This window comes from Pseudomonas sp. GM74 (assembly GCF_000282455.1).
GTDB lineage: Bacteria > Pseudomonadota > Gammaproteobacteria > Pseudomonadales > Pseudomonadaceae > Aquipseudomonas.
In genome coordinates this window covers 14,533-31,303 of record NZ_AKJG01000159.1, presented here as the reverse complement: position 1 = coordinate 31,303, position 16,771 = coordinate 14,533, and the positions used below count along the sequence as shown (strand labels likewise).

Below are 16,771 nucleotides of genomic sequence, written 5' to 3'. Positions count from 1 at the left end.
CAGCTGATGGACGCCCGGGATTTAAAAATGCATAAACCGTGGTGGTGAACGCGGTCCCTATTTCAGTCAAGTTACGTTGCCTGCACATCAAAGCCAATAAACCGTAATGCCTTGACCATGCGCCCGTTGATCGGAGGGACCTGCTTCGGTTTAAGCGTCCCAACCAGCTCTAACGCGCAGAACCGACCGAACGCACCAAGCTTGTGTCGCTGGTCGTACAGCACTGCACAAATGCGCACTGCAAAATCATCACTTCCATGCACCAAATTGATCAACGAGTTTTGTACACGAAGTAGATCACCATTGTTGAATTTCCAAAATTTCGCCGGTAAGGCATCTTCGCCGCCCTTCGTAAAGCGCAGTTGTTGCTTAAAGGCATGCACACAAATCAATGCGCTGGCCAATTGGTCATGATTGGCGGCCCGAATGCTCTCTGGTGTTGCCATCACCGCTCGTAATTCGGTGAGTAGCTCAAAGTAGTCATCAGGAATATGGGTATGAGTGGTTGTTACCCACTCTTCAGCAAGACGAATAATCATTTGTCGTCTTAAGCCCTCCTGCCGCAGGGGGGCCTCTTGCCAGGACGCCTCTCCAATTGCATGCTCAAGGCGCACCCAGTTCAAGAAGCGGTTCGTCTCGACCTCAAGACCAAGCTCGGTAAATTCGGAACGACGAAAACCACCATCTACAAGCACCGCAGAAACCTCCGTGAAGGCTGGACAGTATTCCTCGTAAATCAACTTTTGCAATTCGCTTAGATAGTGTTGCTGTGCAGTTTTTTGGCCGCTCCCGGAAAGGACTGTGGGTGGCTCCACATCCTGAAGTATCTGAAATGGAGCGTCGGGATTGCCCAAGCGGGACGACTTATCCCAGGCATCCCGGAACTGCTTACACACCTGAAGCGTGAGCACCTCGGCACTGTCCCAAACTTGAGCAAAGAAAAGCTGTAAATCCAGTATGCGATCCTCGTCCCCAGGCTGATCAAGAACCAGAACTGCCTCCCGATTGCTGGCCATTCCGCCTTCGGTCAGATTCGCCGATCCAAGCATGACCACACCGTCGAAAAAAAATACTTTGGCATGGAAACCGTCAGTGAAATAACGCACCACGCAGTTCGGGGCATCGAGTACACGGCGCAACGCCGTAGGGTTTGTGCTTTTGTTGAGTCCGACCAACAGCTCGATTTTCGCGCCTCGTGCTGCTGCCTGCAAAATTTCCGATTCACGAGTGAAATACGGTACTGCGATTCGTATTTTGGACGCCTTAGCCATATGAACCGTGTAAGGTCGCTGAACTTGGTCCTGCCCAAGGCTATTGGTATAGATACCGGATTGTGTCATCGATATGGCCCTTGAATGAAGTCGTTCAGACTAGCAGTTAGCCGTCAGTGAACCTACACGTGACCTGGTTCATGACTCGCTTCACTACGCAAAATTCCAAGATTTTCAGGGAACAGCGAAAGCAAAAGAGGATTGCGCCGAACTACCAGTGAGTAACGTGCCACAGGGCTTGGAAGCCAGCTTGAAATCACCACCAGTTCAACTATCTAAAAAAATGGCTGTACTCTTGGCACTTCGACGCAACCGACCAGCATGATCGGCGTTGCGTTTTAGGCCTGCACTATGTGCCGGAAATTGTGTGGGCCATTGCAGATCTAGCAAATCGCCACTACCATCGAGGGCAGTCAAAATACCAAGGAAGTTTAAATCTAATGGTGGGATCACTCCTTCGGGATTCTTTTCGCACAGAGTCAGTGGGGGCTCGTGGTGAAATCGCGCTTTTCCGTGCCTTTATCCGCGCTTTTAACGCCCTCGGACCCAACGCAGTAGCAGAGGAGTATCATGGCAATCGTTACCAAGTGACATTTAGCGCGGCTCGGGGAGCAGGCAGAACTGTCCCTCGCTGCGAGTTATGTGACGTTATGATTATTCATTACCCAGCAGGTAACCCCAACGCAGCACGGGTTACTTTCAATCAGGCTAAGGTCACCACCAACGAGCTAATTTGTGGTTCAAGAGCGTCTGTTCCATACAACTTCCGTGCAAACTTAGAACAATGGGACTTGCTCTCAAACCGACCATCAATAAGCGCAGCGACGGCAACTACTCACCTCCCATACGACTTGCTGTCGAGTGCTCTTCTTCCATCCGTGGGTACGTTTGGCGTCTTCTACCCGCAGGGTTCAGGTTTTGATTTTGCTTACTTTGTCGCGGACGGTCTCTGGCCTTTGAAAAATAGCGAAAACCGCACGGGGACGCTCCAGTGGGGAACGCCACTACAAGTAGTCAGAAAAATTGGCCACTATAAGGAAGCTACCGCAACGTGCTGCATGTATACCTTTGGAGAAGCTCTATCAATGGGACTGATAGGTACGCCGCTTCATCAAGCTTTGTATGGTTCATCTGGGACCCCTGCATTGCGAAATTGGCTGGCCAGTGTGTTAGTGTCACTCCGTGAAAAGCATGCTGACTCTGAACTTCCTAACGAATTGTTAGAGGGACTTGAGTTAATGCGTGACGTAGAGGAGCCTTCTCGGGGAGGAGAACCGTCAACTCCTCGCGCAGTAGTTCTGATAAGGACTTAATTAAGAATATAACTTCAGGATTTCAGCTTGTTATACAGTCTGAAGCCATCTTGACTGAACGCAGGACACGTCGTAGGCCTACTTCTGTTGCAGTGCCCCGAGGTTATCCAGTAGTTGGCTTATCGCAAACTCGCTCAACATGATCACCAGTTGTAATGCCAACTTCATATTGTGATACGTCCTCGCCAGCGTCCCGACAAGTGCTCCTCCCTTTATTAAACTTACGCCTAGGGTGAGCATCTGCCAATTGGCCACACGATGCTATTCAACTAATGACAGGCTATGCAAACATTCCTAAACCAAGTACTCCCAGTTCAACGAGGCTCTAGCCCTTACAGCCTGAACTTAAATGACAGAATTTAACAAAAGGAAAAGTAGACCTATGACGCCAGAGCAGCTAGTTGAAAAAGCGCGACTACTCATACAGCTGGTAGACAAGGTGAACCCTCAGTCACCCATGTATTTTTTGGGTGCGCTTTCCGCAATAAGCGAATTCTTTCGTATTTATGTAGGAAAAGATAGCGACTTTTACAAACAAGTACTCACCCTTGGAGGGGTTTTCACTGATAAAGGAATTCTTGGAGCGAAGGCAATTCTCAATGCTTTCATCTCCTATGTAGAAGCCGGGCTTCAAGACGAGTTATCGCCTAAGAGACAGGCCGAAATTGACGTAGTGTCCGATTTCCTGCAACAGGCACATGCGCTGCTAGAGAAAGCTGAATGCCATCCTGCTGCCGCGGCCGTGTTGATTGGTGCGACGCTTGAAGAGTTTCTCCGCACATGGGTAGAGGACAAGGGCATAAACCTCAATGGTAAAAAGCCGAGCATCAGCACATACGCTCAGGTTCTTCGTACGGCTGAAGAAATAACAAAGCAAGATGTGAAAGACATTGAGTCTTGGGGTGGGGTTCGTAACGCAGCGGCGCATGGCTCTTGGGAGGAGGTAAATGATCGGAAGCGAATTTCAATCATGCTTGAAGGCGTAAATCTGTTTGTCAGGCGGCATAGCTAACCACCGCGCTGTTCACTTCAATTAAGCCTTGTACCTCATGCAGCTCTGGGTCGGAATCGACCCAGAACGCTCGCTGAGTATTCAGCAAAAATCCTTTAATGGTGCCCCCACATTCAGCTCAATAAGCCGGGCGCTATCAAATTGTTCATGAACGCGAATCAGACCATTCAAGTCCTCACCAATCACCTCAAGTTCTTTACTTACACCGGTGAAATCCATTGCACCACACAGCCGATCGAATGCCTCGTAACGTAAACCTAACGCAACAGCGTAGTGGTAAGTCGCCAGCCGGCGGCGTTCTCCTTCGGCTGCGCAGCAGTCTTAAAACACCATTGACGAAGGCGCGCATTCTTTCGCCAATGGTGTTCTGGCACTAATGTGTGAGGAGTGAAAATCAGGTAATGAAAAAATCGACTATCAAGAGTTCACCCAATCGGTCGCCGCTTTGGTTCCAAACACAACGGCTCTACTCAAGAAGTCAGAGGCCAGCTCTTTGACTTTACCGCTCATGCCTTCCTTCGTCGCTTTGACCAACTGATCACCCAAAGACGGACCTTTGTTTTCAAGGCTCGAAGGCATTGCGTTTAACAGTTCCAGCGTACGTGCAGTCAGCACGCAATCCAGGATTGTACTATTGCTAAAAACCACCCCTCTTTTGAGGTATCCATGGTCGCTTAACCAGTCAACCGTTGAGCCAAAAAAGCGGACAGTCGAGTCTCTTTGGCTCCACTCTTTCGCACAGTCATCGCTCACCAATTGGTCGGCGAACTCTATCGCCGATAACTCAATCGGCACAGGGAATGATTCATAGAGCTTCGCAAAAATCGATCCCACAAGGATGTTGAAACGCTCAATGTTCGGTGCCGGCACACTAATCCTCCTGATTGTTTTGGCGGGAGATGCTAAGAACATAAGCCCGAAGATGAGTTCTTGTCGCCATCATGGGAGTTAGCCCACGAAGCTCCGTATAACGTTGGCTTCCGTCAGGCATTATCGCCGTCAAGGTATCGTTGAAAACTGAGTAGGTCGCGGTGTATTGCGCACCGTTAATCTCGATGGTCAGTTCGTCTTCCATTGCACATCTCCTTTTTGTGCGTCGACTCAGGATCGGGTGATCACTCCCACATTCGCGGGAGCAACCACCACATGTTCAGTTGGCTACCAAGCAATCAGGCAGGCTATTGAACATTTCCAAGCCATAGCTGGTGACCACAAAGCTGTTATCCCCTCGGATAAATTCCTCGTCTTTGAGCCACCGAATGCAGTCGTTAAAAAACGCTTCTTCATCCGTGGGGTTGTACATGCCATTGTTAGCCATTTCCCCTGCTTGAATACCAAATTCCTCTGGATCAAGGCTGTTGTACACAGGACATGAATCGATCAATACATCCATGATCTGACTGATCAGGTCGTTGAATTTTTCTCTGTTTGATTCACTCATACGTCCATTCCTCCTTGTGATTTCAGTGCGGGTTGACCTTCAAACGCGCGCGGATCGTCTCTTTAAATCTGATTAAAAGCCAGTCTCCGCTCACACCGCCATCATCAGGCCTCACCCACAGAGCAACCTGGAGTACACGATGGCCACCACACTCACCTTCAGCCTCAAATTCTCTTTTACCAGCACCACCGGTTCGCAGGTCTCGGTGCTGCCCATCAAGCGTACCTCAAGCAAAAAGACACCAGCAACGCTCAGGCGTTGACCAAAGACGAAGGCGCCATGGAAGACCTGCTGGTGGCCAAGATGCTGGGCATTACCGGCGAGCGCGTCGTGGCCGAAATCGGCGCCTCACTGCAGATTGTCCGGCGCGGTGCTGGCAGTAACGATGACGCCGCCAACAACTTCAAAAACTTCCTATCAAAGCTCACCGCGCCCGAAACCCTCAAGGCGTTTGAAAAGGCCGGTATCGACCTGAAGGGCAGCCTGAAAAGACTGGACTAAATTTCAGGCAAAAAAAATCCCGGGCAGCTGATGGACGCCCGGGATTTAAAAATGCATAAACCGTGGTGGTGAACGCGGCGCGAATATTACGGAATATTTCTTGCTGTAACAAGATATTTTTATTCACTATCCAGTTACTAATCTTTCTAACCCCTTCAATATCCACATATTTTCTAAGGGCGGCTAAAGGAACCAGCGATACTCCCGCGCGCTGATGTCATGCAGAAATGCCAGATGATCCTGACGTTTGTTTTCGCAATAGACGTCCACGAACTCCGCCCCCAAGCCTTCGCGCAGCGATGAATGATTTTGCATGGACTGCACCGCTTCGAGCATTTCCAACGGAAGATCGATGCCACTGCCACGATCTTCGTTGAGCGGTGCAATCGGCTCGCGCTCCATTTCCAGGCCTTGCTCCAACCCCACCAGAATCGCCGCCAACGCCAGATAGGGGTTAGCATCGGCGCCCGCCAGGCGATGTTCAATGCGCAGATTCTTGATGTCCGACTCCGGAATACGCAAGCAGGCATCGCGATCCTCGAAGCCCCAACTGGCGCGGGACGCCACGTTCACGGTGCCGCTCAAGCGGCGCATGGCGTTGTGGTTCGGGGCAAAGATCGGCATGCAGTGCGGCAACACATCCAGGCAACCGGCCACGGCATGGCGCAGCGCCCGCTGGCCGTTCGCCGCCAGCAGGTTGTTGCCGGCCTGGTCATACAGGCTGACATGCACGTGCATGCCGCTGCCGGGGTGCTGCAGGTAGGGCTTGGCCATGAAGCTGGCGCGCAAGTTGTGCTTGAGCGCCACGCCCCGGGTGCTGCGGCAGAACAGGGCGGCCCAGTCGGCGGCGCGCAGGCCGTCGTCGCAATGGCCGAAGTTGATTTCGAACTGGCCCGGGCCGAGTTCGGCGGTGATCACCGTGGCATCGACACCCTGGGCTCGCGCGGTCTCGACCATTTCATCGAGCACCGGGGCGAAACGCGACAAGCGTTCGATGTGCATGTTCGGCTGATCGTCGGCATCACCGGTCAACTCATCACGGGGAAACTGCGGCAAGCCGTCCTTCAAGCGGCTGTCGAACAGGTAGAACTCCAGCTCGAACGCCACCACCGGGAAAATGCCTTTACAGTGCAGCCGCTTCAACACCTGGGCCAACACTTCGCGAGGTTCGAATTCGATGGGCTTTTCCGTGCCGTCGGAGGTGATCAGCATCTGGCCCAAGGGCTGCTTTTCCCAGCTCACCAACTTCAAGGTGCCGGGCACCAAACGGCGCAGCGCATCCGGGTCACCATCGTTGAAGCAGTAATCGCCGATCTTGAACAGCCCGCCCTGGGTGCCGAGCAGCACGCAGTTCTGCGGCAGCTTCAGTGCACTGCCGGCAGCGACTTTTTCCAGCATCTCGATCGGGTAGCGCTTGCCGTAGAAATGCCCCGGAATGTCCAGGGAGATCAGGTCGACATAACGCACTTCGGGGTTGCAGTGGCGGAAGTTGCGAACCTCGGCCAGCAGTTCAGAGCACACAGCATCCATCGTTTTGTTCCTTGTTGTCAGGTGTAAACCCAAAGCACGCGGGTCAGTTGATCGGACAGGTTGCCGTAGCGGCAGTGCGCATGGCTGGCCAGTTGAAAGCTGTCACCGGGACGCAAGGTCACCGGTTCGTTGTCGTCGAGCCACAGGGTCAACTGCCCTTCCAGGACGTAACCGCCCTGTTCGGAACTGTCTTTCATATGCCGGTCGCCGCTGCTGGCACCGGGCTCGAGCTGGCTTTCGAGCATCGAAAAGGACGCGCGCATTTTTGGCGAGACGAGGATGTCGGTGATGCCGTCGGCGTAGTACAGCGTGCGGCGCTCGTCCGGGCGGGTGACCCAGGACAAGGCCATGGGTTTGGGCAAGCTGTAGAAATAGGTGGTCGGCACCCCCAGGGTTTCGCTGATGGCGGTCAGGTCCGCCACGGTCGGGCGCGACAGGCCGCGCTCGACCTGGGACAGAAAACCCACGGAGCGACCGATTTTGTCCGCCAGTTCCTTCAGGGTGTACTTCTTGTGCTTGCGCAGGTCCTGGATCAGGATCGCCAGCGCCGAGATTTCTTCTTGCATGTCCATCTAGAGGCTTCCGGAAAGTGTCGCTTCAAATGCTGTCGCGCAGTCGATACCAGGCTTTGCCGATGGCTTCCAGCGGCGCGGCCAGGTATTTGCCGCCGGGAAAACTGCCGTTGTTCAGGCCCTGGTACAGGGACAACTCGTCGGGCTGACCGAGTACCGCGTCGGACACCGCCCGCGCCGCGGCCAATGTCGGCAGTACGCCATGCCCGGAGTACCCCTGCATCCAGTACAGATCGCCACGGCGGCCGATATCCGGCGTGCGCTTGAGGGTCAGGTCGATGTGGCCGCCCCAGGCGAACTCCAGATCGACACCGGTGAGTTGCGGGAACACCCGCTCCAGGAACGGCCGGGTCGCGGCGGCGATGTCCTTGGGCATGCCGCCCAGGTAAGTGCAGCCACCGCCGAACAGCAGGCGGTTATCCGGGGTGCGGCGGAAATAATCGAGTACGAACTGGTTGTCGGTCACGCACACGTTGCTCGGCAGCAACGCGGTGGCTTGCTCCCTGGTCAGCGGCGCGGTCGCGACCTGATACGTGCCGACCGGCAACACGCAACTGGCCAGTTGCGGGTCGAGTCGGTCGAGGTAAGCGTTGCACGCCAGCACCAGCACATCGGCGCGAATACGACCGCGCTCGGTGGTCACCACAAACCCGTCGCCCTCCTCGCCATAGCTCAGCGCCTTGCTTAGCTCGTGGATGCGCCCACCGGCCCGCTCGATTGCATCGGCAAGGCCCAGGGCCAGTTTCAGTGGATTCAGATGCCCGCCCTCGGGGTCGAACAGGCCGGCCTGATAACGTTCGCTGGCCACCCATTCCGGCAGCTGTTGCCGGGGGATGAATTGCAGTTCGTCGTGACCCCACTTGTGGCTGGCCTCGTGTTGCCACTCGGTCAACAGCCCCACTCGCCGCGGCATCACCGAAGTCCAGAGATGGCCGGCGCGGTAGTCGCAATCGAACTCATGGCGGCCGGGCAAGTCACGCAGCTCCCGCGCGGCCCAGCGCATGCCGTCCCACAAGCGCCGCGCCCGTTCGTAACCCAGTGCCGCTTCCAGCGGTGGCATGTCGCACGACCAGCCGAGAATCGCCTGGCCGCCATTACGCCCGGACGCGGCCCAGGCCACCCGGCTGGCTTCGAGCAGAGTCACGCGCTTGCCGGCCAGCGCCAGGCGCAAAGCCGTATGCAATCCACTGAAACCGGCCCCGATGATCAGCACTTCGGTGTCTTGTTCACCTTCCAGTGCGGCTCGATCGACCAGGCGGTCGGCGCAAGTATGGGCGTAGTAACTGGCGACATGCCGGGTGGATTGCTGAAACATACGGCCTCGTGAAATTTTGTATTTTTAATTTCATGAAAAAATACACGGTAAATTTCACACAAGCAATCAACGCGTAAAAATCCCGCTCAGGCGAACCCGAGCGGGATGTTTTTATTCAGACGTGATGTTCGAATCAATCAGGCCACGGGAATCATCGGATCCGCCGACGCCAGCGAGCAAATCATCCCGACGACCAGCCTTTCAGACTGATCCACACACAAAAAAACCGGATGCACGCCAGGCATCCGGTTTTTTCTCAATCGAGTCGGAAAACGGTCGGTGAGCGATATCACCTTCCTGCGCTTACAAACAGTCGCGCACGATTTTGCGCAGGTCGCCGGACTTGGCCCAAGGTGGCCCCTGATACAGCGAAACCCGGCTGCCGTCCTTGTACTTCACGATATCCACCACTTCGTCGGCCGTGATTACGCTGGGCGCGGTGATGCGGTATCCGTTGGATATCGAAACCTGTGTCGTATTCGATACTTCCTTTTGCCAGGCAGGCAACACGCACGCCGCATACTCCTTTGGCGTTTTCTCGCTGTGCTTGCTGACATTCGGCTCGCCCGGTACCAGCGACGCCGGCAACGAGCATCCGCCCAGCAATGCCAGCACGACCCCCCCCATCAACATCCGCATGCTGTTTCCTTTAATTCGAAATAAGAAAATGTAGCTCGCTGTCGTCCCTACTGCCATCCCCAACGATTCAGCGACTGTCATTGATATCACTTCGCCCGGTTAGTTCCTTGCGTTCAGGTAATCTATCCATCTTTCGCAGGCTCCATACTGTCGTTGCGTGACTTGCTCCCATTCTGACCCGCTGAGTTGATGGGCCGATACCAGTGTTTCCCCGACCAAAGGAAACCCCATCGATTCAGACAAACACAGCATCCGGTGCGGCAAACAGGTCTAAAATTTCGGAGTGAGGAGTTCAGGAGGTCATCATGTGGCTTAACGAATCGGAACAGGAACTTCGGCGCGATCTGCAAGGGCTTGCGTCAGATTTGCGCTGGTCGGCCGTGGAGCTTCTGCGAATAGAGCAGCAATTGCGCCTGCTCGGGAGCGAAGTCGACGCACAAGCCGTTCAAAGATTGTGTTCATTGTTTCAGGGCGATGAAGAAAAACTGTCCGGCTACGCCGAGGAAGTGAAAGCCAAGGTCATTAGCCGCAACAAGGCTCAATAGCGGGAGCGCTGCCATGAACAGGCCTCTATTTACGTTGGTCGTCGCACTGACCGCGTTGGCAGGCTGCAGCACCAACTCGATCTATCAGGACCAGCCGCTGGTCGCGAAAGTCGACACCGGCATGACCCAGGAGCAAGTCCGGCAAATCGGCGGCCAGCCCTTGGCGGTCACCGACCGGACTGTCGAACCCGGCACGTGCTTTGACTACAAGCTGAGTCAATCCGGCCATCAACAAGCGTTCAATGTCAGCTTTGACGACCGTGGCATGGTCGACCACAAAAGCTTCATGACCTGCGCGGAGTGGAGCCACACGCAACAAAAGGCCCGGGAACCCTCCCGCCCCAGCGGAGGCGGCGGCTATTAGCGTCGCTCCATCATGAAAAAGCCCCGGAGAACCGGGGCTTCTGGCTGGGCTTCATTTTGCTTGATGACTGGCCGCAGTCCTGCCGGCACGTGCCCTGTAGCCGGGCAGCGACGCGGCAAACGCCAGAGCTTCTTCCCGACTGTCAAACGAGCCAAGCCGGTCGCCTCGCGTGCACACCCGCCAGGGGCCATTGTTCACGCAGAGTACGTCATAACCGTTCATGTGCATTTTGTTCAGCATCGAAACACTCATAGTCACCTCCTCCTGGGCAGTGATATCAGGTTGACTTGCGTACCTTACACCCACCCTTGTCCAAAATACCGACCAGACGTCGCCATGAAAATTCCCCATTCGGATTGCACTTGGACCCTAGCCCTTGGCCAATGCCGTCGCTGCCCTGTCGATCAAACCCGCCACTTCGGCGGGCATTGAAGCCAAGGACGCATGGCTGGCGTTCAAGGTCAGAATCTCCCGGGCGTTGAGCCGCGCGGCCATCCATTGCTGGTTCTGTGGCGCGATCATCCGGTCTGCGGTCGAAATCTGATACCACGATGGCTTGTTCTTCCAGGCCACCGTGCCAATGGCGTCACCGAAAGTGCTGGCCAGCGGCGCTTTCTGGGTGAGGCCCATGACCAACCCTTCGGTCGCCGGCAGATCCTGGCAGAAGCTTTCGTGATAGAGCTCTGGCTTGACCCACAGGTAACCGTCGCTGTCGGGAGCCAGGTTGGCCGCCGCCGCTGGCAAATGCCGTTGCGTGATGCCGCCGGGACTTTCGCCGACGTCCGGGGCGAAAGCGGCGATGTACACCAGCCCGACCACATTCGGCTGGTCGCCGGCTTCGGTGATCACCGCGCCGCCATAGGAGTGCCCCACCAGCAGCACCGGGCCGGGCACCTGGGCGACCATCTTGCGCGTGCGCTCGGCATCCTCGGCCAGTGAAGTCAGCGGCAACTCGACGGCACGAATGTGCGTGTCACCCCGGTTGAGCAATTTGACGATGACCTTGTTCCAATGGGCGGCCCCGCCCCAGAAACCATGGACCAGCACGATCGTGGGTTTGTCACTCATCACCCTGACTCCGTTTGTCGATGGGGTTGTTCGCCGCTCGCCTCAGCCCTGATCGCCACCGCCCACGGGCATGACCATGCCGGTGATATAGGACGCTTCGTCGCTGGCCAGAAACAGAATAGCCCCCGCCTGCTCATCCAGGGTGCCGTAGCGCTTCATCAAACTGCTGTCGAGGGTCTGGTCGACGATCTGCTGGTACCAGGATTTTTCCTGCTCACTCTGCTCGGCACCGTTGCGGGGTATGCGTCGTGGCGGTGCTTCGGTGCCGCCAGGCGCCGTGGCATTGACCCGCACGCCGCGACCGGCGGTTTCGAATGCCAGACAGGCGGTCAAGGCATTCACCCCGCCTTTTGCCGCGCCGTAGGGCACACGGTTGAGGCTGCGGGTGGCGATGGAGGATACGTTGACGATCGCACCACTGCCCTGCTCCAGCATGAAGGGCAGCGCCGCATGGCAACACCACAAGGTCGGGAACAGCGAACGGCGAACCTCGGCCTCGATCTGCGACGCGTCATAGTGCTCGAACGGCTTGGCCCAGATCGTCCCGCCGACGTTATTGACCAGCACATCGAGGCGACCGAAGCGCTCGACGGCGGTTTGCATCACCCGACTGCACTCCTCGTATTGCTCAAGGTCGGCGGTCAGGGCCAAAACCTGGGTGGTTGACGCCAGCTGTTGCTGCACTTCGAACACCAGGTCGGAACGATCCACCAGGATCAGCTTCGCCCCTTCTGCGGCCATGCGCTCGGCCACCCGCTGCCCGATGCCTTGGGCAGCGCCGGTGATCAGGGCGACTTTTTCTTGAAATCTGTTCATGTGTACCTCATCGGTCAATGACGATGTATCGGTCGAAACCCAATCCTGTGGGAGCGGCGGTGCGGCGATCCGACTTGCTCGCGAAAGCGGACTGACAGACGACATAGATGCTGAATGTTCCGGCCTCTTCGCGAGCAAGCCCGCTCCCACATTGGGTCTTTGCCGACACCGGGAGTTCGTGCGCGACTCAAGCCGCGCTGGCGGCGAATTTCTCGTAGTAGAAGTTGGCCGGCGCAATGCCTTGTTCACGAATGAACTGGCTGACGGCCTCGACCATCGGCGGCGGGCCGCACAGGTAGACGTCGACATCGCCCGCGTTCAAATGCTTCGGCTCGATGTGCTGGGTCACGTAGCCCTTGAGCGGGTGCTGGCTCTCGGGGCTGGCGACGCAGGCGCTGAAGGTGAAGTTGGGAATGCGCGCGGCAAAGGCTTCGAGGCGGTCGATTTCCACCAGGTCGAAATCGTGGGTCACGCCGTAGATCAGATGCAGCGGGTGATCACTGCCCTGCTCGGCGATCTTCTCCAGCATCGCGGTGAACGGCGCCAGCCCCGTGCCACCGGCCAGCAGCAACAGCGGCCGACGGATGTCACGCAGATAGAAACTGCCCAAGGGACCGACCAGGCTCATGCAGTCGCCGGCCTTGGCCATGCCCGTGAGAAAGCTGCTCATCAGGCCGCCGGGCACGTTGCGGATCAGGAAGCTGACCTCGCCGTCGCGCTGCAACGAGCTGAACGAGTAGGCACGGGTCTGCTCGCTGCCGGGTATCCCCAGGTTCACGTACTGCCCCGGCAGGAACGCCAGTTTGCTCAGGGCTTCGCCCTTGATCGACAGCGCGATGGTGCTGTCGGACAGTTGGCGCACGGCGCTGATGGTCGCGTCGTAGCTGGCCTGACGGGTGCGGCAGACTTGCGAGGAAGTCGGCACCCGCACCACGCAATCGCTTTGGGCGCGCATCTGGCAGGTCAGGACAAAACCCTGCTCGGCCTCTTCAGGGCTGAGGGCGTCTTCGATGTATTCCTCACCCAGATCGTATTGACCGGCTTCGGCAAAACACTTGCAAGTGCCGCAGGCGCCGTCGCGGCAGTCCAGCGGGATGTTGATGCCTTGGCGGTACGCGGCATCGGCCACGGTTTCGCCAACGTTGGCGTCGATGAACCGGGTGACGCCGTCTTCGAAATTGAATGCAATGGAATGGGTCATGACGGCCGCCTCACAGGTGGTAAACATCGATGACCTGACGAACATAGTCGTTCTTCAGGATCACTTTCTTGGCCTTGATCAACGGGTTTTCACCGCGCACGTCGAGGGTGTAGAAACTGCTGCCGAAATAGCTGTCGACGGTCTTGTAGCGAAAACTCAGGGTGTGCCAGTTGAAGCGCACCTTGCACAGTCCGTCGGCCTGTTCGAGCAGCTCGATGTTGCTGATGTTGTGGGAGGTGCGGGTGTCCGGCACGCTGGCGCTGGAGCGCTCGGTCTTGATGCGGAAGACGCGGTCTTCCAGGCCGGTGCGGTTGCCGTACCAGATCAGCGAGATTTCCCGCTGCGGATCTTCGGTCAACTCGTCGTTGTCGTCCCAGGACGGCATCCAGAAGGTCGCGTCCGGGGCGTACAGCTCCAGCCACTCGTCCCACTGGCGGTCGTCGAGGTAACGCGCTTCGCGGTAGAGAAAGTCGCGCACGCTGTCATGGGAAATCGTCATTGCACGTCCTCCACGGCGATCAGCTTCGACTGCTCGGCCGCCAGGGCCTTGAGCATGGTCTGCTGCCAGTACTTGTGTTGCAGCACGAACAGGCCCTCGTCTTCGGTGCGCACGCCACTGAGCAGCGGATGCAGGTCGATCTCTTTGGCGGCCTCGTCGGCGCCTTCGATCCAGTGCTCGGCGCCACGGGACATGTCGTTCCAGGTGGTGACGCTGCCCTGGTAGCTGGTCTGGCAGGAGCGGAACTCTTCCAGATCGTCGGGCGTTGCCATGCCGCTGACGTTGAAGAAATCCTCGTACTGGCGAATCCGGCTGGAACGGGCGTGGTCGCTCTCGCCCTTGGGGGCGATGCAGTAGATGGTGATTTCCGTGCGGTTGACCGAGATCGGCCGGGCGATGCGGATCTGCGAGCTGAACTGGTCCATCAGGTACACGTTGGGGTACAGGCACAGATTGCGCGAGTTCTCGATCATCCAGTCGGCGCGGGCCTTGCCGAAATCCTGCGCCAGCTCATCGCGGCGCTCGTACAGCGGACGGTCCTCGGGGTTGGCCCAGCGGGTCCAGAGCAGCATGTGGCCCTTGTCGAAGGAATAGAAACCACCACCCTGCTTGGCCCAGCTGCCGGCGCTCATGGTCGGATTGCTGTCGCCCGCCTCGCGCTGCTTGCGCTGGTTCTGGGTGGCCGCGTAGTTCCAGTGCACGGAGCTGACGTGGTAGCCGTCGGCGCCGTTTTCCGCGGTGAGTTTCCAGTTGCCTTCGTAAATGTAGCTGGAGGAGCCGCGCAGCACTTCCAGGCCATCGGCGGACTGGTCGACGATCATGTCGATGATCTTCGCCGACTCACCCAGGTGCTCGACCAGTGGCAATACATCGGCTTTCAGGCTGCCGAACAGAAAGCCGCGATAGGACTCGAAGCGCGCAACGCGGGTCAGGTCGTGGGAGCCTTCGCAGTTGAAACTCGACGGGTAGCCGGCGTTGGCCGGATCCTTGACCTTGAGCAGTTTGCCGGAGTTGTTGAAGGTCCAGCCGTGGAACGGGCAGGTGTAGGAGCTCTTGTTGCCGGACTTGTGCCGGCACAGGGTCGCACCACGGTGACTGCAGGCATTGATGAAGGCGTTGAGTACGCCGTCCTTGTTGCGCGCGATGAAGATCGACTGGCGCCCCATGGTGGTGGTGTAGAAATCGTTGATGTTGGGGATCTGGCTTTCGTGGGCCAGGTACAGCCAGTTGCCCTCGAAGATGTGTTCCATCTCCAGATCGAACAACCGGGGGTCGGTGAACATCTCGCGTTTGCAGCGATAGAGGCCCTGCTCGGGATCGTCTTCAAGCAGGGAATGCACGTATTCGGGTCGCAGGGTCATGGCCGCCGCCTCCATTGTTATTGTTCAGGCAGGGGTCATGCTAGGACGGGGGGGCAGGCTGGAATATCCGCGGGGTGCAGACCTTTATCCGTTTTGTGCAGGGGTTTGGCGTTGTGTCAGGGCGACATCAATGTTGAATGTACCGGCCTCTTCGCGGGCAAGCCCGCTCCCACAGTGATTTTGGTTGAACGCAAAAATTGTGTCCAGCCACTAAACCTGTGGGAGCGGGCTTGCCCGCGAAGGCGTCGGGTCAGGCGACATGAATGTTGGAAGTGCCGGCCTCAATGCCGACGCTTGAGGGTATCGGACGGCAATTCGCCGAACTGTTTGCGGTAGCTGTCGGAGAACCGGCCCAGGTGCAGGAAGCCGTAGTCCATGGCTACTTCGGTGATGTTGCGCACGTTGCAGGTCGGGTCGCTCAGGCAGGCGTTGATGCGTTCCAGGCGTTTCTGGCGCAGGTAGTTTTTCGGCGTAAGACCGGCATTGCGCTCGAACAATCCGTACAACGAGCGCAGGCTCATGTGGGCCTGGCGCGCCAGCTCTTCGCTGTCGATGTCCTGCTTGAGGTTATTGGCGATGTAATCGGCAATCGCCTCGAACGTGGCCGCCTGCGAGCCGAGTTCGAGGCGGCAGACGTTGGTTTTCATCAGGCTGAGCATCTTGCTGACGATGATCTGCGTGTAATGCTCCTGCACCCTGGGGATCTGCTCGGTGGATTCGGCCTCCTGGCAGATCATCGCCAGCAGGTTGACGAAACCTTCCAGTTCATTGAGCTGGTAACGGTTTTCCAGAAACCGCACACCCTGCCCCGGATAGCGCCAGCGCTGCTCATCGCAGACCGATTCAAACAAGCGGGTCGGGACTTTGAGGATGAATTTTTCGCAATCGGCGGAATACGTCAGGTCCACCGGATCGTCAGGATTGATCAGCAGCAATTCGCCGGGGGCGAAGTAATGTTCCTGGCCGTGTCCGCGCCACAGGCAATTGCCACGCAGCAGCACTTGCAGGTGATAGATGCTGTCCAGCGCACCGGACGTCACCCGCACACTGGCGCCGTAGCTGATGCGGCACAGGTCGAGGCTGGCGAACTTGCGGTGGTCGAGACTGGCCAGTGGCCGTCCCGCACGGGGCATGAGGATGCAATGGTTGCCGACGTGCTGATTGACGTAGCCCGACACCGCGTAAGGGTCGGCGTGGTCGAACACCCGGCTGCGCTGACTCAATAGTTGCGCTTGCATCATCAGGTCACTCTCATTGTTGTTATGTGTTGTATCGGGCCATTCTAGATCAGTGTGCCAGGCGCTTGAGATATTTCCGGACAGT

Annotated in this window: 21 protein-coding genes; 5 read left to right on the top strand and 16 right to left on the bottom strand. The window is 57.1% G+C overall.

Translation table 11 applies throughout. The annotated features are described in order from the left end of the window. Window positions 1–71 precede the first annotated feature (71 nt). The gene (locus tag PMI34_RS02080) at window positions 72–1,340 is read right to left on the bottom strand and encodes a phospholipase D family protein (protein WP_008053799.1); all 1,269 of its coding nucleotides are present in this window, start codon (window positions 1,338–1,340) and stop codon (window positions 72–74) included. 1,626 nt (window positions 1,341–2,966) lie between these two features. On the opposite strand from PMI34_RS02080, the gene PMI34_RS02085 reads away from it, so the two are divergent. Further along, a complete protein-coding gene (locus PMI34_RS02085) occupies window positions 2,967–3,596 on the top strand; it encodes a hypothetical protein (RefSeq protein WP_008053795.1) in 630 nt (209 codons plus the stop codon). Window positions 3,597–3,677: 81 nt separating this feature from the next. On the opposite strand, the gene PMI34_RS28875 is transcribed toward PMI34_RS02085, so the two are convergent. The 4 genes from PMI34_RS28875 to PMI34_RS02095 all read right to left on the bottom strand — a co-directional run bounded on the left by PMI34_RS28875 (window position 3,678) and on the right by PMI34_RS02095 (window position 5,037). Then, complete coding sequence (locus PMI34_RS28875; protein ID WP_157222741.1) at window positions 3,678–3,815, bottom strand: hypothetical protein; 138 nt, start codon at window positions 3,813–3,815, stop codon at window positions 3,678–3,680. A gap of 198 nt (window positions 3,816–4,013) precedes the next feature. Then, on the bottom strand, window positions 4,014–4,466 hold the full coding sequence (locus PMI34_RS0127575; RefSeq protein WP_008053794.1) for a hypothetical protein: 453 nt from the start codon (window positions 4,464–4,466) through the stop codon (window positions 4,014–4,016). A gap of 1 nt (window position 4,467) precedes the next feature. Then, window positions 4,468–4,671 carry a hypothetical protein gene (locus PMI34_RS02090; RefSeq protein ID WP_008053793.1) on the bottom strand — a complete coding sequence of 68 codons (204 nt, stop codon included), beginning with the start codon at window positions 4,669–4,671 and terminating at the stop codon, window positions 4,468–4,470. 75 nt (window positions 4,672–4,746) lie between these two features. After that, a complete protein-coding gene (locus PMI34_RS02095; protein WP_008053792.1) occupies window positions 4,747–5,037 on the bottom strand; it encodes a hypothetical protein in 291 nt (96 codons plus the stop codon). A gap of 139 nt (window positions 5,038–5,176) precedes the next feature. Here PMI34_RS02095 and PMI34_RS29560 point away from each other — a divergent pair, with 139 nt between their 5' ends. Both PMI34_RS29560 and PMI34_RS02100 read left to right on the top strand, forming a co-directional pair. Next, on the top strand, window positions 5,177–5,299 hold the full coding sequence (locus PMI34_RS29560; protein WP_274517719.1) for a hypothetical protein: 123 nt from the start codon (window positions 5,177–5,179) through the stop codon (window positions 5,297–5,299). Between the two features lie 17 nt (window positions 5,300–5,316). Next, window positions 5,317–5,538, top strand: coding sequence for a phage tail tape measure protein (locus PMI34_RS02100; protein ID WP_238538840.1), 222 nt, complete (start codon window positions 5,317–5,319; stop codon window positions 5,536–5,538). A 183-nt stretch (window positions 5,539–5,721) separates the two neighbouring features. Here the strand turns inward: PMI34_RS02100 and PMI34_RS02105 are convergent, their stop codons facing one another. The 4 genes from PMI34_RS02105 to PMI34_RS02120 form a co-directional block, all read right to left on the bottom strand. Further along, the gene (locus PMI34_RS02105; RefSeq protein WP_008053789.1) at window positions 5,722–7,068 is read right to left on the bottom strand and encodes a glutamine synthetase family protein; all 1,347 of its coding nucleotides are present in this window, start codon (window positions 7,066–7,068) and stop codon (window positions 5,722–5,724) included. A gap of 17 nt (window positions 7,069–7,085) precedes the next feature. Beyond that, the gene (locus PMI34_RS02110) at window positions 7,086–7,640 is read right to left on the bottom strand and encodes a helix-turn-helix domain-containing protein (RefSeq protein WP_008053787.1); all 555 of its coding nucleotides are present in this window, start codon (window positions 7,638–7,640) and stop codon (window positions 7,086–7,088) included. Between the two features lie 25 nt (window positions 7,641–7,665). Further along, window positions 7,666–8,955, bottom strand: a complete 1,290-nt coding sequence (locus PMI34_RS02115; RefSeq protein ID WP_008053785.1) for an NAD(P)/FAD-dependent oxidoreductase — start codon at window positions 8,953–8,955, stop codon at window positions 7,666–7,668. Window positions 8,956–9,258: 303 nt separating this feature from the next. Next, window positions 9,259–9,594: a hypothetical protein gene (locus tag PMI34_RS02120; RefSeq protein WP_008053784.1), complete on the bottom strand. Its 336-nt coding sequence runs from the start codon at window positions 9,592–9,594 to the stop codon at window positions 9,259–9,261. Window positions 9,595–9,899: 305 nt separating this feature from the next. Between PMI34_RS02120 and PMI34_RS02125 the strand changes: the two genes are divergently transcribed. After that, window positions 9,900–10,139: a hypothetical protein gene (locus PMI34_RS02125; protein WP_008053783.1), complete on the top strand. Its 240-nt coding sequence runs from the start codon at window positions 9,900–9,902 to the stop codon at window positions 10,137–10,139. A gap of 13 nt (window positions 10,140–10,152) precedes the next feature. After that, complete coding sequence (gene osmE, locus PMI34_RS02130; protein ID WP_008053782.1) at window positions 10,153–10,503, top strand: osmotically-inducible lipoprotein OsmE; 351 nt, start codon at window positions 10,153–10,155, stop codon at window positions 10,501–10,503. 51 nt (window positions 10,504–10,554) lie between these two features. On the opposite strand, the gene PMI34_RS02135 is transcribed toward osmE, so the two are convergent. From PMI34_RS02135 to PMI34_RS02165, 7 genes are all read right to left on the bottom strand, one after another. After that, window positions 10,555–10,755 carry a hypothetical protein gene (locus PMI34_RS02135; protein WP_008053781.1) on the bottom strand — a complete coding sequence of 67 codons (201 nt, stop codon included), beginning with the start codon at window positions 10,753–10,755 and terminating at the stop codon, window positions 10,555–10,557. Window positions 10,756–10,872: 117 nt separating this feature from the next. Then, window positions 10,873–11,571 carry an alpha/beta hydrolase gene (locus tag PMI34_RS02140; protein ID WP_008053780.1) on the bottom strand — a complete coding sequence of 233 codons (699 nt, stop codon included), beginning with the start codon at window positions 11,569–11,571 and terminating at the stop codon, window positions 10,873–10,875. A 42-nt stretch (window positions 11,572–11,613) separates the two neighbouring features. Continuing rightward, a complete protein-coding gene (locus PMI34_RS02145; protein ID WP_008053779.1) occupies window positions 11,614–12,387 on the bottom strand; it encodes a 1,6-dihydroxycyclohexa-2,4-diene-1-carboxylate dehydrogenase in 774 nt (257 codons plus the stop codon). Between the two features lie 187 nt (window positions 12,388–12,574). Then, window positions 12,575–13,588 (bottom strand): benzoate 1,2-dioxygenase electron transfer component BenC, encoded by a 1,014-nt coding sequence (benC, locus tag PMI34_RS02150; protein WP_008053778.1) that lies wholly within the window; start codon window positions 13,586–13,588, stop codon window positions 12,575–12,577. Window positions 13,589–13,598: 10 nt separating this feature from the next. Beyond that, a complete protein-coding gene (gene benB / locus PMI34_RS02155; protein ID WP_008053776.1) occupies window positions 13,599–14,087 on the bottom strand; it encodes a benzoate 1,2-dioxygenase small subunit in 489 nt (162 codons plus the stop codon). Further along, window positions 14,084–15,448 (bottom strand): benzoate 1,2-dioxygenase large subunit, encoded by a 1,365-nt coding sequence (benA, locus tag PMI34_RS02160; protein WP_008053774.1) that lies wholly within the window; start codon window positions 15,446–15,448, stop codon window positions 14,084–14,086. Before benA ends, benB begins: the two co-directional genes overlap by 4 nt. Window positions 15,449–15,729: 281 nt before the next feature. Continuing rightward, a complete protein-coding gene (locus tag PMI34_RS02165) occupies window positions 15,730–16,689 on the bottom strand; it encodes an AraC family transcriptional regulator (RefSeq protein ID WP_008053773.1) in 960 nt (319 codons plus the stop codon). Between the last annotated feature and the right edge of the window lie 82 nt (window positions 16,690–16,771).

Coding starts and splice junctions, on each gene's coding strand:
- PMI34_RS02080 (WP_008053799.1), bottom strand. CDS start 1,340: ATGACACAATCCGGTATCTATACCAATAGCCTTGGGCAGGACCAAGTT.
- PMI34_RS02085 (WP_008053795.1), top strand. CDS start 2,967: ATGACGCCAGAGCAGCTAGTTGAAAAAGCGCGACTACTCATACAGCTG.
- PMI34_RS28875 (WP_157222741.1), bottom strand. CDS start 3,815: ATGGATTTCACCGGTGTAAGTAAAGAACTTGAGGTGATTGGTGAGGAC.
- PMI34_RS02090 (WP_008053793.1), bottom strand. CDS start 4,671: ATGGAAGACGAACTGACCATCGAGATTAACGGTGCGCAATACACCGCG.
- PMI34_RS02095 (WP_008053792.1), bottom strand. CDS start 5,037: ATGAGTGAATCAAACAGAGAAAAATTCAACGACCTGATCAGTCAGATC.
- PMI34_RS29560 (WP_274517719.1), top strand. CDS start 5,177: ATGGCCACCACACTCACCTTCAGCCTCAAATTCTCTTTTACCAGCACC.
- PMI34_RS02100 (WP_238538840.1), top strand. CDS start 5,317: ATGGAAGACCTGCTGGTGGCCAAGATGCTGGGCATTACCGGCGAGCGC.
- PMI34_RS02105 (WP_008053789.1), bottom strand. CDS start 7,068: ATGGATGCTGTGTGCTCTGAACTGCTGGCCGAGGTTCGCAACTTCCGC.
- PMI34_RS02110 (WP_008053787.1), bottom strand. CDS start 7,640: ATGGACATGCAAGAAGAAATCTCGGCGCTGGCGATCCTGATCCAGGAC.
- PMI34_RS02115 (WP_008053785.1), bottom strand. CDS start 8,955: ATGTTTCAGCAATCCACCCGGCATGTCGCCAGTTACTACGCCCATACT.
- PMI34_RS02120 (WP_008053784.1), bottom strand. CDS start 9,594: ATGCGGATGTTGATGGGGGGGGTCGTGCTGGCATTGCTGGGCGGATGC.
- PMI34_RS02125 (WP_008053783.1), top strand. CDS start 9,900: ATGTGGCTTAACGAATCGGAACAGGAACTTCGGCGCGATCTGCAAGGG.
- osmE (WP_008053782.1), top strand. CDS start 10,153: ATGAACAGGCCTCTATTTACGTTGGTCGTCGCACTGACCGCGTTGGCA.
- PMI34_RS02135 (WP_008053781.1), bottom strand. CDS start 10,755: ATGAGTGTTTCGATGCTGAACAAAATGCACATGAACGGTTATGACGTA.
- PMI34_RS02140 (WP_008053780.1), bottom strand. CDS start 11,571: ATGAGTGACAAACCCACGATCGTGCTGGTCCATGGTTTCTGGGGCGGG.
- PMI34_RS02145 (WP_008053779.1), bottom strand. CDS start 12,387: ATGAACAGATTTCAAGAAAAAGTCGCCCTGATCACCGGCGCTGCCCAA.
- benC (WP_008053778.1), bottom strand. CDS start 13,588: ATGACCCATTCCATTGCATTCAATTTCGAAGACGGCGTCACCCGGTTC.
- benB (WP_008053776.1), bottom strand. CDS start 14,087: ATGACGATTTCCCATGACAGCGTGCGCGACTTTCTCTACCGCGAAGCG.
- benA (WP_008053774.1), bottom strand. CDS start 15,448: ATGACCCTGCGACCCGAATACGTGCATTCCCTGCTTGAAGACGATCCC.
- PMI34_RS02165 (WP_008053773.1), bottom strand. CDS start 16,689: ATGATGCAAGCGCAACTATTGAGTCAGCGCAGCCGGGTGTTCGACCAC.